Origin of the sequence: Pseudonocardia sp. N23 (assembly GCF_002583555.1) — a bacterium.
GTDB lineage: Bacteria > Actinomycetota > Actinomycetes > Mycobacteriales > Pseudonocardiaceae > Pseudonocardia.
This window is the reverse complement of sequence record NZ_BEGX01000052.1, coordinates 35362-49937: the sequence shown is the minus strand read 5'-3', so window position 1 is coordinate 49937 and position 14576 is coordinate 35362. Positions and strand designations below refer to the sequence as shown.

Genomic DNA, 14576 nt, shown 5'->3' with positions numbered 1-14576 from the left:
GGGTGCGCGCCGCAGCACCCGTGCCGGCAGCGGTGATCATGTGTCAGGCTGCGGCCACCCGGTGGGTCGACCACCACGGCACGGCGGCGGAGGTGGCGGTGGCGGGGACGACGCGGTGGCGCCGCCCCGGATGGCTCGCGCCCGCCGTCGACCTGCGCCGCGGCGGGCTGCTCCCCGATGTGCTCGCCGGGCTGACGCTGGCGGCGCTGGCGATCCCCGAGGTGCTGGGCTATGCCCGGATCGCGGGCATGCCGGTCGAGTCCGGCCTCTACACGATGGTCCTGCCGATGATCGTGTTCGCGCTGCTGGGGGCGTCGCGCCGGCTCGTCGTCGGCGCCGACTCCGCGACCGCCGCGATGCTCGCCGCCGGCCTGGGCGCCCTGGCGGTCCCGGCGGCGTCGCCGGAGTACGTGCGGCTGGCCGGGACGACGGCGCTGGTCGTCGGTGTGCTGCTGATCGTGGCGCGGGTCGTGCGGCTCGGCGCGCTGGCGAACTTCCTGTCCCGCACCGTGCTCGTCGGGTTCCTGACCGGTGTGGGCGTCCAGGTCGCGATCGGGCAGCTCCCCGAGGCCCTGGGCCTGCAACCGGTTCCGGGGCAGGTCCCGGAGAAGGTCGTCGGGATCGTCGAGCACCTCGGCGACGCCACCCCGGTCGCCGTCGCCACGGCTGCGGGAGTCGTCGTGATCGTCCTGGTCGCGCGCCGGATCTCACGACGCATCCCGGCGGCGCTGGTGGCCGTGGTCGCCGCGATCGTCGTCACCGCCGTCGCCGGGCTCGACCGGCTCGGGCTGCTGGTCCTCGGGGCCGTCCCCGCCGGGCTGCCGGAGCCGGCGCTGCCGTCGCTCGCCCTCGACGACCTGCGCGCCGTGCTGCCCATCGCGCTGTCGATGCTCGTGGTGATCCTCGCCCAGAGCGCCGCCACCTCGCGCGCCTACGCGGCCCGCCACGGCGAGACCCCCGATACCGACCGCGACGTCGTCGGCCTCGCCGGGGCCAACGTGGCGGCCGCGTTCACGGGCGCGTTCGTCGTCAACGGCAGCCCGACGAAGACGCAGATGGTCGACGGCGCGGGCGGGCGCAGCCAGCTGGCACACCTGACCGCGGCGGCGGTCACGGTCGTCGTGATCCTGCTGCTCACCCCCTTCCTGTCGATGCTGCCGCTCGCGGCACTCGCCGCGGTGGTGCTGCTCATCGGGGTGGAGCTCGTCGACGTCGCGGGCATGCGCCGCATCTGGACGCTGCGCCGTGGCGAGTTCGTCGTCGCCCTGCTCACCGCTGTCGCCGTGGTGGTGCTCGGGGTGGAGACGGGCATCGTCGTCGCGGTGGCCGCGTCGATCGCCGACCACCTGCGGCACAGCTACGCCCCGCGCAGCAGTGTGCTGGTGAAGTCGCCCGAGGGGCACTGGCGGTCGCTGCCGGTGGCGGCGGGGGCGCGGACCGTCGACGGGCTGGTGGTCCACCGGTTCGGCAGCGGGCTGTACTTCGCGAACGCCTCCCGGTTCGCCGAGGACGTCCGGCTCCTGACGGCGACGGGCCCGCCGGTGCGCTGGTACTGCCTGGATGCGGCGGCGATCGGCGACGTCGACTACAGCGCGGGGACGGTCCTGCTCGCGGTCGACGACGCCCTGCGGGCCGCGGGAGTCCGGATGGTCGTGTCCAACCTGGTGGACCCGGTCCGCGGCCAGCTCGACCGCTACGGCGTCACGGCGCGGATCGGGGAGACCGGCTGCTTCGACACCTCCGGCGAGGTGCTGGAGGCGTTCCAGCGCGACACGGCGTGACGACCTGCCGCCGTCCGGAGCAGCAGCGCACCGCCGTCGGGTGGATGCCGCGCCGGTCCGGATGACCCACGCTGGGGACGCGGGGCGTGGCGGGACGTATCGCAGCGTTGCCCTGCGCGCTCCTGTTCTCGACCGAGGTGGGGAGGCGGGGCCGTGGACGCGGAGCACGACCTGGACGGGGAGATCGCCGACGAGTACGACGTGGTCGTCGTCGGGTCCGGGTTCGGTGGTGCCGTCACGGCGTGCCGGCTGGCGCAGGCGGGGCGGTCGGTACTGGTTCTCGAACGTGGCGACGCCTACGCGCCCGGGTCGTTCCCGCGCAGCCCGTCGGAGATGTCGACGAACTTCTGGGACCCGAGCCGGAACCTCTTCGGCCTGTTCGACCTGTGGTCCTTCCGCAGCCTCGACGCGATCGTCGCGAGCGGGCTGGGTGGCGGGTCGCTGATCTACGCCAACGTCACCATGGAGATGCCGAAGGAATGGTTCGACGAGGTGGCCGATCAGTGGCCCATCGACCACCGTGACATCGAGGAGCACTACCAGGCCGTCCGGGAGATGCTGGGTGTGCGCCGCGTGCCGGAGCACCTGTCGGCGCGGATGCCCAAGTCGGCGGCCTTCGACGCCGCGGCGGCGGCGTTCGGGAGTCCTACCGAGCCGGCACCGGTGGCCGTGACGTTCGCGCCGTCGTGGCTCGGTCCGGGCAACCCGGCCGGCAGCCGCACGGACAACATGCACGGCGTCCAGCGCCACAGCTGCACGCTGTGCGGCAAGTGCGACTTCGGCTGCAACGAGGGTGCCAAGAACACCCTCGACCTCACCTATCTCTCGCGCGCGGCCGAGGAGGGGGCGCACATCCGGACGCTGCGGGAGGTCGTCGGGATCGGTGCGGTCCCGGCCGGCGACGACGAGACCTACGTCGTGCGCTACCGCACGCACACCCGGCCGCCGCCGGGTGGGCAACGCAGGCCGCGCGCACGCGGCGTCGTCCCGCCGACGACGACGGTCCGGGCCCGGACCGTCGTCATGGCAGCCGGGGTGTTCGGGACGACGCGGCTGCTGCTGGCCAACAGGGTGGCCGGGCTGCCGCGACTGAGCCCGGCGCTCGGCACCCGCTTCTCCGGCAACGGCGACGCCATCGGCTTCACCACCGGCGGCACGCGGGAGGTGGACTCGCAGCGGGGCCCGGTCATCACCCGGGTCCTCCGCGACGACGCCGGCATGTTCCTCGTGGAGGACGGCGGCTACCCGAGCGTGCTGGGCTGGGTCGGCGAGTCGTTCCAGCCCGGGCTGTACCGCCGCGGACTGCTGCTGCTGGCGCAACGGTTCGGGCAGCGACTCCTGCACCGGGAACGCAGCGACATCAGCGGGGGAGTCTCCCGCGTGCTCGGCCCCATGGGCGTCTCGCGGACGACGGCTCCGCTGCTCGGGATGGGCATGGACCCGGGCCACGGCACCATGCGCCTGGCCGGGGACGGGACGTGGCTCGACCTGCGGTGGTCACCCCGCCGGCCCGGGACCTCGGCCTACTTCGAGCGGGTGCTCGTGGCGATGCGCGGCGTCGCGGAGGGTGCGGGCGCGGGCTTCCGCCACGGCCCGTCGCGGCTGCTCAGCAGGGGGATCACCGCGCACCCCCTCGGCGGCTGCCCGATGGGGACCGGCCCGGCCGACGGGGTCGTCGACGGCTACGGGCGGGCCTTCGGACATCCGGGGCTGTTCGTCGCGGACGGGTCCGTGATGCCGACGTCGGTCGGGGCGAACCCGTCGATGACGATCGCAGCGCTCGCCGAGCGCTGCGCCCGCCGCATCGTGGAGGTGCGGTAGTGGTCGACGCGATGCGCGACGTGGGGTTCGCCGACTGCGAGCCGGGCGGGATCCTCGCGCCCGACCTCGGTGCCGACGCGCGTCGCGGCCTGGTCATGGCCGGTGGCGGCCTCAAGGTCGCCCATCAGGCCGGTGTCCTGCAGGTGTGGCTCGACGAAGCCCGGATCGACGGCGCGCCGGTGGAGTTCGTGCACGTCGACGGGGCCAGCGGCGGCGTGTTCAACCTCGCGATGTGGTGCCAGGGCATGAGCGGGCGGGCCATCGCCGACAACTGGCGCCGGTTCGCCCCGCTCACCCGTGGCGCCGCCCCGAGCCTCACGGGCACGGCGCTGTTCTCGATGCGCCGGTTCCGGACGAACGTCCTGCAGGGCGTCTGGGGTCTCGACTGGCCGACGATCCGGGCGCGGGGTGCGCCGGCCACGTTCAACGTCTTCGACGTCGACGCCCAGCGGTCGCGGGCGCTGCCGCCCGCGGCGATGAGCGAGGACCTGCTCGTCGCGGCCACGTCGCTCCCGGGCTGGTACCCGCCGGTGGTGACCGGCGGCCGTCGCTACATCGACGCGGTCTACGTCACCGATGCCAACCTGTCCGCGACGATCGGCGCGGGCGCGAACGAGCTGTGGATCCCGTGGACGGTCAGCATGGCCGGGAGCCGGGGGAACGGGCCGGTGTCGCAGTACTTCCAGATCATCGAGGCCGCCGCGAACGGCCGCCTGCACGCCGACCTGGAACGCATCGCGGCCAGCAACGCGGCGTGGGCCGCAGGAGGCCACGGCTCGTACCCGCACCCGGTGCGGGTCGTGCCCCTGGTGGCGGAGGTCCCGATCCACTACCTGCTCGTGTTCACCCGCCGGTCGATCGCGAAGGCCGTCGAGCAGGGTGTCCGCGACGCCCGCCGCTGGTGCGCGGACCGCCGGATCGGGCTCGGCCCACCGGCCCCGCCCACGCCGCCGCCCCACGGGGTCCGGTTCCGGGAGCGGATGGCGGGCCGGGTCCGGACCAGCACGTCGCCGGCCACGCCGCTCGCCGTCGTCCTGACCGCGACGGTCCGCGACGTCGACACGCTGCGCGCGGGCGACCGCCGGGTGACCCTGTCCGGCCACGTCGACGGCGCGGCGTTCGGGGGCAGGCGGCCCGTCGAGACCGGCGAGCTGACGCTGCTGCCCGGCGACGGCCCGTCCACGATGGAGTACCGGCTCGACTTCACCGACGGCGTGGGGCATCCGCTGACGCTCGTCGGCGTCAAGACCGTCCGGCACGACGGACGCCTCGACCTGTGGCCCGACACCGCGACGCTCGTGGTCACGGTCCGCCGGCGCGGAGAGCCCGACGACGTCACCACCGATCCGGTCGCCGACGGGACCCTGCGGCTGCGCGCGTGGTCGTTCCTGCGCCTGCTGACGACGATGCGCGGCATCGCCCCCGGCCTCGGCCGCCGGACAGCGGCGGTGTGGCGTTTCGCGTCATGGTTCCTGCGGCGGCTGGCGGCGGTCTACCTCCGCCCCCGCGAGCTCGCCGACGACCCGGGCTTCCCGGCCGGCGAGGGGCCTACGGGCGCCTGCGTCGTCACCGACAACCGGGTCCTCCTCCCGGTGCCGCCGGAACGGGCGTGGGAGCTGCTCGTCGACGCGGCGGGCTGGCCGCGCTTCTACGACAACGCCCGGCGCATCGACCTCGGCGGCGACAAGACGCTCGCCGAGGGTACGACGTTCCGCTGGACCACATTCCGCACCCCGGTCCGGAGCACCGTCGTGCGGTGCGAGTACGGCGTCGAGCTGGGCTGGACCTGGCGCGGGCCGCTCTCGCGCGGCTATCACGTCTGGTGGTTGACCCCCGACCGCGACGGCTGCCGCGTCCGGACCGTCGAGACCCAGCGGGGACCTGTGCCGTGGCTGGCCCGGGTGCTGCTGCGACGCGTGGTGACGGCCGGGCACGACCGGTGGCTGCGCGGCCTGCTCGTCGCGGCGTCGGCGGCCCCAGGGGCGACACCAAGGGTTTCCTCGGATCCCCGGGGGCCGGGACCTCCATAGCGTCGGCGTCGAAGCCATAACGCAAGGGGGACACGATGTCGACGCCGCTGCTGCACCGCCCGACCGACCTCACCGACGACCACACCGATGACCGCACCGACCGGCCCGCGAGCGACGGCGAGCTGCTCGAACGCGCCCGCGCCGGCGACTCCACCGCCACCGCGGAGATCGTCGCCCGGCACGGCGTCGCCGTCCGCGCAGCGGTCCGCTCCTTCCGGCTGCAGGAGGCCGACGTCTGCGACGCCGTCCAGAACACCTGGGTGCGGCTGATCGAGCGCGGTTGCACGATCCGCGACCCGCAGCGGCTGCGCGGCTGGCTCGTGCGCACCGCAGGCCGCGAGTGCCTCGCGCTGCTGCGCCGCACCCGTCGCGAGCTGCCCACCGACGTCGGCCTCGACGAGATCGCCGCGCTGGTCCCCGGCCCCGAGGCCGTGGTCATCCTGGCCGACGTGCGCCGTGTCGTCGCCGATGTCGTCGCGGACCTGTCGGGACGGCGCCGCCAGGTCGTCGACGCGCTGTTCTACCTGCCCGGCGACGGCTACGCGGCGCTCCGCGACCGCGGCATCCCGCACGGCAGCATCGGCCCCACCCGTGGCCGGCTCCTGCGCGACCTGCGCGGCGCCATGCGCACCTGCGAGATCGACGCCGCAGTCGCCTGAGAGCCCGGGGGAGGCCCGACGGCTCGTGCTCACACCAGAGGAGCGCGGGCCGTCCGGTCCTCACCGAGCACGCGGATCAGCTGGGTGCGCGAGCGCACACCGAGCTTCCGGTACACGTTGCTCAGGTGGTACTCGACGGTCTTCACCGACAGGAACAGCGACGACGCGACCTCGACGTTGGTCAGCCCCTTGCGCACCGCGAGAGATACCTGCAGCTCCTGCGGGGTCAGCGTCAGTTCGATGAGATCGTTGGGGGCGGGTGCGGAGCCGCCGCTCGTGACCAGCTCCCCGCGGGCCCGGGCCGCCCACGGCGCCGCCCCCAGGCGTTCGAACAGCTCGACCGCGCGCTGCAGGTGCGTCCGCGCCGCCGCCCGGTCCCGGGATCGCCGCAGCCTGGCGCCGTAGGCGAGGTGGGTTCGGGCCTGCTCGAACACCGGCCCGCCGCGGTCGTGATGGCGCAGCGCCGACTCGAAGTGCGCCGCGAACCCGGTGCGCGACGACAGTCCGTGCAGCCGCGCCGAGCAGGCACGGGCCAGGTGCCGGCCGGAGTGGGCGGCGATCGCGTCGAGCTGCGCCAGCGCCACCGCGGCGTCCGCCGGGTGACCGGCCCGCAGCCGGGCCTCGGCCAGGTCGGGCAGCAGCTGCGCGGCCAGCAACGGCGCCGGGTCGCGGTCACGTGCGGTCGCCGCCGCCCACGCCCGCTCCATCGCCTCCGCGGCCTCGTCGGCCCGGTCGGGTGACGCCAGCTCCAGCAGCCCGACCGCCGCGTGGGCGTAGGCCCGCGTCGCGTGCCCGCCCGCCGCCCGCGCGGCCTGCTCGGCGTGGGCACGGCACTCGTCGGCCATCCCGAACCCGGCCTCGACGCGGGCCAGCGTGCTCAGGCTGTTGGGCAGCTGCGCGAGCCACCCCGTCTCGGGGGCGAGCAGCACGGCCTCGTGCGCGAGCGCCAGCGCCGACGTCCACTCCCCGTCCACCCAGTCCAGCGCGGCGAGCCACGGCAGCTGCACCGCGAGCAGGCCCGCGGCGTTGGCCGTCCGGCTGGCCTCGACGGCCCGGGCCAGCAACGGCCGCGCGCCCGTAGTGTCCTCGACGGCGACGTGGCAGACCCCGCTCATCGTCACCAGCTGGTCGATCTCGAACGTGTCGTACACGGCCAGCTGCGCCCGCCGGCGCGCGAGCAGGGTCACGGCCCGGTGGCGGTCGCCGCTCTGCGCGGCGGCGAACGCGGCGAACACGTCGCAGCGCAGGGCGACGCCGTCGTCGTCACCGGCGAGCGCGGCGGCCCGCTCGGCGCTACGGGCGATGCCCGCGACGTCGTAGGCGAACAGGCTGGCCTGCGCCGCCGCCAGGTAGGCGCGGACCGCGACCGGCGGCAGCCGCTGCTCGACGCTCTCCGCGAACGCGAACAGCCGCGCCCGGCTGGCCTCGGCGTCACCCGCCCACACCCCGAGCCGGTGCCGCTCGCACTCCGCGACCGCCGCGGCGACCGGGTCGCCGGTCCAGCCCTCGGCCTGCCCGAGCAGCCGCACCGCCTCCTGGATGTAGCCCGCGGGCACCGCCGCCGACGCCGCCGCCAGCAGGCGCCGCGCCCGGTCGCCTGCCTGAGGGCTCAGCTCGGCCGCCCGCTCCAGCGCCCGCGTGGCGACGGCGTGGCTGTGCCGGCCCAGCGCGTCGTGCCCCAGCGTCTCCAGCTTCGCGGCCACCCCCTCGTCCGACGTCACCGTCGCCGCCGCGAGGTGCCACGCCTGCCGATCGGGGGCCTGCGGGGCGGGCACGTCGTCGAGGGCGGCGGCGAGCATGCGGTGGGCGTCGCGGCGCCGGGCGGGCTCGGCGGCGTGGTAGACCGCCGAGCGGACCAGGGGGTGGCGGAACCGCAGCCGGCCGCCGTCGAGGGTGACCAGGCCGGCGGCCTCCGCGGGATGCAGGTCGTCGAGGGTGCCGCCGGAGTCGCGCAGCGCCCGGTCGACGAGGTCGGCGGCCTCGATGTCGCTGGTCGCGGCGAGCAGCAGGGCGGTGCGGGCGGCATCCGGCAGGTCGCGCACGCGCCGCAGGAAGCCCTCCATCAGCAACGATCCGACCGGCAGCGGCTCCAGGATCGGCACCCGGCCGCTGAGCTGGTCCTCCGACAGCTGTCCCGGCACCTCCAGCAGGGCGAGCGGGTTGCCGGAGGTGTCGGCGAGCAGCCGCGCCGACACCTCCGGCGGCAACGTGCGGCCCGCGCCCCGTGCGAGGAGCTCGGTGGCCGGGGCGTCGTCGAGACCGGTCAGGGGGAGCGTCTCCATTGCGCGGAACCGGGTCGCACCGGGCTCGTCGTCGCGGACGGTGAACACGATGACCGACGCCTCCGCCCGCATCCGGCGCGCCGCGAACACCAGCGCCTCCGCCGACGACGGGTCGAGCCAGTGCGCGTCGTCGACCAGGCACAGCAACGACCCGCCCTGCGACGCCGCCGCCAGCAACGACAGCGTCGCCGCCGCGACGGCGAACCGGTCCTGCGATGCGGGCGGGCCCAGTGCGAGGGCCCCTGCGAGCGCCGCCGACTGCGGGCCGGGCAGCTCGGCGACGAGGTCCTGCACGGGGCGCAGCAGGTCGCCGAGGCCCGCGAACGGGATCGTGGAGTCGGACTCGATGCCGCAGGTGCGCAGGATCGTCGTCCCGCGTCCGGCCGCGGAGTCGGCAGCGGCGTCGCCGAGGGCGGACTTGCCGATGCCCGCCTCGCCGACGACGACCACCGCGGCACTCGCGCCCTCGGTTGCGGCCCGCTGCAGCAATCCGTCGATGTGTGCGAGCTCCCGGGAACGGCCGAGGAGCATGCCGGGAGTCTATCCGGGGAGATATCCCGGCGCGTGCCGATCTCCGTGCCCATTGCCGGGAAATGCGAGGTGTGGAGAAGGGGGCGACACGGAGCGGCGGATGCGCGACGTCCCGCCCGGAGAACCGGGACGGGACGTCGGGTGTGGCGGTGGTGCGGGTCAGGAGACGATGAAGCGCTGGCTCTCGGCGTACGAGACGTCGCTGTCGACCCCGGCCTCGACCTTGTAGGACGCGACGACCTGCAGTACGTCACCGGCCGTGGCGTTCACGCCCCATCCGGGGACGACCTCGAAACGCAGCTCGGCCAGGAACGGCGCGGCGGCGGGGCTGAGGACGTCGGTCTGCTGCAGCGTCGCGACGGTCGTCGACTGCGTCAGGTTGCGAATGCCGATCCGCGCCGTCGACCTCGTGACGTGGCGGTTGAGCTCCTCACCGATCTCGACGTTCATGATCACGTCGAACGGTGCGTCGAGGGCGACGTCGTCGACGGCGAAGAACTGGTTCTCGTCCACGGCGTAGATCAGCTTCACACTGGCATCGTTCTGACTGGGCATCGTGTTCTCCCCGATTCGACCCGGCGGGTCGTTGACGATTCTGTGTAGGATTCCGGCTGGTCCCCGTGAAAAGAACAATAGGTTTCCCGGCGCCCCGGATCCGTACGTAGGTCTGCGTACCGGGAATGCGGAGAATGTGTATCGACGCCGACGTCCGCGACGTCCGCGACGTCCGCGACGTCCGCGGCAAGGCACGGCGCCGGTGGGGCCGAGCCGCCGGCCGCGGGTGGTCCGCCGCCCGACGTGCTCGCGGTGGCCCGGCCCGCGCTCGCCCCGGACAATCACGGACGGCCGGACGCATCGTCGAAGAGGAGCGCGGCGCCGTGACGGACCATCCCGATCAGCACGTCATGGTGCACGAGGGCGAAGGCCCCTCCGGCGCCGAGGAATGGCACTGTCCCACCTGCGGGCGGACCGTCGTGGTCCGCTGGGAGCCCGATTTCGAGCAGCTCGTGCTCGTCGAGGGCGACACCCGGGTCACGCACGCGGGCAGCCGGCACGGCGGGATCACGCTGCACCCGCCCGGCCGCCGCCCCGCCGCCCCCGGGCCCGGTCCCGAACCCGTCGCGGACGTCGGCGACGACGCCGCGTGGGCGCGCTGGCTGGCCGACCACGGCATCGGTACCTGAACGCGGCGTATCGGCGCGCGCGCCCCGCACCTCGACCTGAAGGCAGAAGGGGGAGGTGCCATGTCGGGGCGCGAGGGAACGGGGCGGGGGAGGGCCGTCGCCGGACGGTCGCACGACCGCAGGGGTGAGACCGCGAGGCTGCTGCGCCGCGCGGTGCCCAGCCGGGTGGTGTCACTGGTGACGGTGCAGCCCGCGACCGGGCGCTGTCTCGTCCGCACCTGGGAGGGCGGTGCGGCTCCGGTACTGGTCAGGGTCGTCGTCGACCGGGGGGTGACGACGACCCTGACCGCCGCCCTCGAGCGGGGCGCCGCCGCCTGCGTGCGCTGGGCGGGGACGGGCCGCGCCCTCGCCGTCCCGCTGCGGCTGCGCGAGGGCCGTCTCGATGCCTGGCTGCTCACCCGCGACGATCCCGGCTTCGGCCCCGACGAGGTCGAGCACGCCGCGCTGCTGGCGCCGGGCCTGCTGCGGCTGCTCGCGGGTGAGACCGACACCGGTCCGGCCCTGGAGCCGGTGGTCCGCGCGGTCCGCACGGTCCGGCCCCCGGAACAGACGCTGACCAGGCGCGAGGGCCAGGTACTCGGGCTGGTGGCACTCGGGCTCACCGCCGACGCGATCGGGCGGCGGCTCGGGATCAGCGGCCGGACCGTCCACAAGCACCTCGAGCACGCCTACGGCAAGCTCGGCTGCGCCGACCGCCTCTCCGCGGTGCTGCGGGCCCGCGAGCTCGGCCTGGTCCCCGCCGACCCGCCCGCGGGCGCGACCGGCTGAGCGGGACCTCTCCGATCCGTGCGGGCGCGTGTGCGACGATCCCGACGTGGCCGACGACGACATCGCAGGCGCGGTTCCCTGCATCCGCTGCTCCCGGGATGCGCTGCTCAACCTGGCGGGCCGCTGCGCCGACTGCATCGGGGACATGCGCCTGCGCAACGTCGAGGAGCACGCGGCGTGGCGGGCCGAGCTCGCCGAGCTGGTGAGGTCGGGCGAGCTGGCCGGCGCGTGACCCGGGCTCGGCGACCCGGTCCTCCGACCGAACCCGACACGGGACCGCCCGCCCGCGACCGATCCGTCACCCTGGCGGGGCAGGCGCAGGCTCGAGGAGCCGGCGCACCAGGGCCCGGGCCAGCATGAGGACGAGGATCAGCGCGGTCACCGGGACGAAGCCGCCCAGGCTCACGCGAGACCCGAACACCAGGTCGACGACCTCCAGCACCGCGAACTTGCTCAGGAACAGCACGAGCCAGAGTCCGAGCGCCGCCGCGGCCTTGCCGACCGGACCCGTCGCGTCGCGGAACCGCTGCTTGACCCGGTCCTTCACGGCGACGACGACCTCGAGGACGACCTTGAGCAGGACGGCGGTGAGCACGGACAGGGTGAACGTCTCGCTGACCACCCCCGGGAGGTACTCGACGAAGAGGTTGAGCACGACGACGTAGACGAACACGTCGACGATCGCGGCCTGCTTCGACATGGAACAGACCCTAGGACCCGCCGGCCCCCCGGTGCCCGGCCACCGTGGGTGGGCCCTGCGGCCGGCGTCGTCCGCTCACCGAGCACGCTGCTGTTCATCCGGGCCCACCGCGAGCAGACTGCGCGGGTGTCCATCGTGGTCGAACCGGCGCTGTCCGTGCTCGTCGTGGTCGCTGCCGAGGCCGGTGGTCCGGCCACCGGCCGGATCACGGTCTAGCCGACGACGTGGACCCCCGACGGTGGCTCGCCGATCTCCGGCGCCGGCTCCCGTTCGCGGACCACCTGCACCGCACCGGCCGCCGCTACGTCGCGCAGCGCGGTAACCACCTGGCCTCGGCCGTCGCGTTCGCGACCGTCCTCGCGGCGGTCCCGTTGCTCATGGTGCTGTTCGCCGCCGCCGGGTTCCTGCTGTGGGCCCGGCCCGACCTCGTGGCCGAGCTCGAGACGTTCGTCGTCGGCGGGTTCCCGGCCCCGATCGCCGAGACCCTCGTCCCGCTCGTCCACTCCGCGGTCGCGGGCCGGGTGCCGGTCGCGTCGGTGGGCTTCGTCGCGGCCCTGTGGGCGGGGAAGACCTGGATCGCGGTCGTCCGGGAGGCGGTCTCGGCCATGTGGGAGCTGGCGCCGCACCCGCCCGCGTCGCCCGGGCGGATCCTGCGCGACCTCGGATCGCTGCTGGTACTGCTCGTGGCCCTGTCGGCCTCGGTCGCGCTCACCGTCAGCGCGACGGGCGGTCTGGGCGCGGTGCTCGACCTCCTCGGACTCGCCGACCGGGCCACCGCCGGGGTGCTGGTCGGCGTCGTCGGCCTGGTCCTCGGGTGGGGGATCGGCTGGTCGGTGCTGGTGTGGCTGCTCGGCCGGCTGCCCGGGCACCGGTTGCCGGTGCGGACGGTCGCGCCGGTCGCCGCGGCCGGCGCGCTGCTGGTCGAGGCGATCACCGTGGTGACGACCCTGACCATCGGCGCGACGTCCGGCTCCGTGGGTGGCGCGGTGTTCGGGTCCCTGCTCGCGGGGCTCGCGTTCCTGTTCGCCGCGGCACGCGTGCTGCTCTCGCTGGCCGCGTGGCTGGCCACCGCCGACGCGGCCGCCGACGCACCGAGTTCTCGTCCGCCGGTGAACGAAGAGGAGTCACGATGACCGATCGCAGTGTGTCGCACGGCGGCCCGGTGCCGCCTCCGGAGCCGGGCACGCCACGCGCCACGGCCGTGCTGCTCACCGTCGCGGCGGCAGTCGTCGTCGCCGCGGGTGCGGCCGCGGCGGCGTGGCTGGTCGCGCCGGTCTTCCTCGCCCTCGTCCTGGTGATCATGGTGCATCCGCTGCACGGCTCCCTGGTCCGGCGCGGTGCGCCACGCTGGCTGGCCACCGGGGCCCTCGTCCTCGCGATCTACGGCGTCCTGGTCGTGCTGGCCGCGGTGATCGTCTACTCCGTCGCGCGGCTCGCGACGGTCCTGCCGGGCTACGCCGCCGAGCTGAACGACGTCGTCACCTCGACGCTGGCGCTGCTCGGCAGGTTCGGCGTCGGTCCCGACCAGCTGCGCAGCATCGCCGCCGGGCTGGACTACGGACGGTTCGTCGGGCTCGTCACCGGGCTGCTCGCCGGGCTCGCCGGGCTGGCCGGCAACCTGATCTTCCTGCTGTCGCTGCTGCTCTTCCTCGGTATCGAGGCCGCCGGAGCCGGCCCGCGGATCAGGGCGGTGGCGACGGAGCGCCCGCACATCGCGGACGCGTTGCGCGAGTTCGCGACCGGCACCCGCCGGTTCCTCGTCGTGACCACGGTCGTCGGGCTGGTCACCGGGGTCGTCGACGCCGTCGTGCTCGGCCTGCTCGGGATCCCGCTGGCGCTGCTGTGGGGCGTGCTGGTGTTCATCACCAACTACATCCCCTACATCGGCTTCTGGATCGGGCTCGTCCCGCCGCTGCTGCTCGCGATCCTGACCGGCGGCTGGGGTAGCGCGCTCGTGGTCGTCGCGGTGTTCCTCGTCGTCAACTTCGTGCTGACCTCGGTGGTGCAGCCGAAGTTCGTCGGCGACGCGGTCGGGATCTCGGTGTCGTTGACCCTGGTCGGGCTCGTGTTCTGGGCGTGGCTGCTCGGGCCGCTGGGCGCCGTGCTCGCGGTGCCACTGACGTTGCTGGCCAAGGTGCTGCTCGTCGACGCGGACCCGCGGGCCCGCTGGCTCGACGCGCTGCTGGGCAGCCGGGTACCCGAGCCCCCGCCCGAGCCGGGCACACCCGCCGAGGAACGATGATCCCGTCGCTCGTCCGGGTGCGGCGGCACCGTCGTGGACGACGGTGTGTTGCAGCCGAGTCACCGCCGGGTGTCCGTTGCGGGTCGGCGGCCGGGCGGTCAGCGGCTAAGCTGCGGGTCGGCCGGCGCTCCGCCACCCGCGGGCGCGGCCCGGGAGGCGATGTGCGCGAGACGACCCACCAGCCCGAGACCGAGGAACTCGCCGGGGTGCGTGAGCAGGTCCGCGACGCGTTGCGCGCCATGCACGTCGACCCCGAGGGCGAGACCGGTTCCGCCGTCGTGATCATCGCCGACGAGCTGGCCGTCAACGCCGTCACCCACGCCCGCACCCCGTTCGGCATCGTCGTCGAGCCACGCCGCGACGACACGGGGCGCGACGTCGTCCACATCGGGGTGACCGACGAGGCCTGGTCGGTCCGCGGTCCCGAGACGGTCACCGACGGCCGGCCGCGGATGGGACTGCAGATGGTCCGGGGGCTGAGTGTGCGCTGGGGCATCGAGACCCACGACCGCGGCAAGACCGTCTGGGCCGAGGTCCGCCGCTGACCCGCTGCCCGTGAGCCTCGCCGGGTGAAAGAA

13 protein-coding genes are annotated in these 14576 nt (G+C 74.8%); 10 read left to right on the top strand and 3 right to left on the bottom strand.

All coding sequences use genetic code 11. The annotated features are described in order from the left end of the window. Positions 1–38 precede the first annotated feature (38 nt). The 4 genes from TOK_RS13625 (at position 39) to TOK_RS13610 (ending at position 6291) form a co-directional block, all read left to right on the top strand. On the top strand, positions 39–1781 hold the full coding sequence (locus TOK_RS13625) for a SulP family inorganic anion transporter (protein ID WP_172457562.1): 1743 nt from the start codon (positions 39–41) through the stop codon (positions 1779–1781). A gap of 153 nt (positions 1782–1934) precedes the next feature. Beyond that, a complete protein-coding gene (locus tag TOK_RS13620; RefSeq protein ID WP_098958229.1) occupies positions 1935–3602 on the top strand; it encodes an FAD-dependent oxidoreductase in 1668 nt (555 codons plus the stop codon). Continuing rightward, positions 3602–5632, top strand: a complete 2031-nt coding sequence (locus TOK_RS13615) for a patatin-like phospholipase family protein (RefSeq protein ID WP_098958228.1) — start codon at positions 3602–3604, stop codon at positions 5630–5632. Before TOK_RS13620 ends, TOK_RS13615 begins: the two co-directional genes overlap by 1 nt. 35 nt (positions 5633–5667) lie before the next feature. Further along, the gene (locus TOK_RS13610; RefSeq protein WP_098958227.1) at positions 5668–6291 is read left to right on the top strand and encodes an RNA polymerase sigma factor; all 624 of its coding nucleotides are present in this window, start codon (positions 5668–5670) and stop codon (positions 6289–6291) included. A 29-nt stretch (positions 6292–6320) separates the two neighbouring features. Here TOK_RS13610 and TOK_RS13605 read toward each other — a convergent pair whose 3' ends face one another. Continuing rightward, on the bottom strand, positions 6321–9104 hold the full coding sequence (locus TOK_RS13605) for an AAA family ATPase (protein ID WP_098958226.1): 2784 nt from the start codon (positions 9102–9104) through the stop codon (positions 6321–6323). A gap of 159 nt (positions 9105–9263) precedes the next feature. After that, on the bottom strand, positions 9264–9659 hold the full coding sequence (locus TOK_RS13600; protein ID WP_141566388.1) for a hypothetical protein: 396 nt from the start codon (positions 9657–9659) through the stop codon (positions 9264–9266). Positions 9660–9982: 323 nt separating this feature from the next. Between TOK_RS13600 and TOK_RS31710 the strand changes: the two genes are divergently transcribed. The 3 genes from TOK_RS31710 (at position 9983) to TOK_RS13585 (ending at position 11288) form a co-directional block, all read left to right on the top strand. Continuing rightward, the gene (locus TOK_RS31710; RefSeq protein ID WP_141566387.1) at positions 9983–10288 is read left to right on the top strand and encodes a hypothetical protein; all 306 of its coding nucleotides are present in this window, start codon (positions 9983–9985) and stop codon (positions 10286–10288) included. Between the two features lie 177 nt (positions 10289–10465). Next, on the top strand, positions 10466–11056 hold the full coding sequence (locus TOK_RS33380; protein ID WP_253258372.1) for a LuxR C-terminal-related transcriptional regulator: 591 nt from the start codon (positions 10466–10468) through the stop codon (positions 11054–11056). 46 nt (positions 11057–11102) lie between these two features. After that, positions 11103–11288: a hypothetical protein gene (locus TOK_RS13585; RefSeq protein WP_098958222.1), complete on the top strand. Its 186-nt coding sequence runs from the start codon at positions 11103–11105 to the stop codon at positions 11286–11288. Positions 11289–11354: 66 nt separating this feature from the next. Here the strand turns inward: TOK_RS13585 and TOK_RS13580 are convergent, their stop codons facing one another. Beyond that, on the bottom strand, positions 11355–11756 hold the full coding sequence (locus tag TOK_RS13580) for a hypothetical protein (protein WP_098958221.1): 402 nt from the start codon (positions 11754–11756) through the stop codon (positions 11355–11357). 224 nt (positions 11757–11980) lie between these two features. On the opposite strand from TOK_RS13580, the gene TOK_RS13575 reads away from it, so the two are divergent. The 3 genes from TOK_RS13575 to TOK_RS13565 all read left to right on the top strand — a co-directional run bounded on the left by TOK_RS13575 (position 11981) and on the right by TOK_RS13565 (position 14543). Next, a complete protein-coding gene (locus tag TOK_RS13575; RefSeq protein ID WP_141566386.1) occupies positions 11981–12889 on the top strand; it encodes a YhjD/YihY/BrkB family envelope integrity protein in 909 nt (302 codons plus the stop codon). Further along, the gene (locus tag TOK_RS13570; protein ID WP_098958219.1) at positions 12886–13998 is read left to right on the top strand and encodes an AI-2E family transporter; all 1113 of its coding nucleotides are present in this window, start codon (positions 12886–12888) and stop codon (positions 13996–13998) included. Before TOK_RS13575 ends, TOK_RS13570 begins: the two co-directional genes overlap by 4 nt. A gap of 161 nt (positions 13999–14159) precedes the next feature. Then, positions 14160–14543 (top strand): ATP-binding protein, encoded by a 384-nt coding sequence (locus tag TOK_RS13565; RefSeq protein ID WP_098958218.1) that lies wholly within the window; start codon positions 14160–14162, stop codon positions 14541–14543. The last annotated feature ends 33 nt before the right edge of the window (positions 14544–14576 follow it).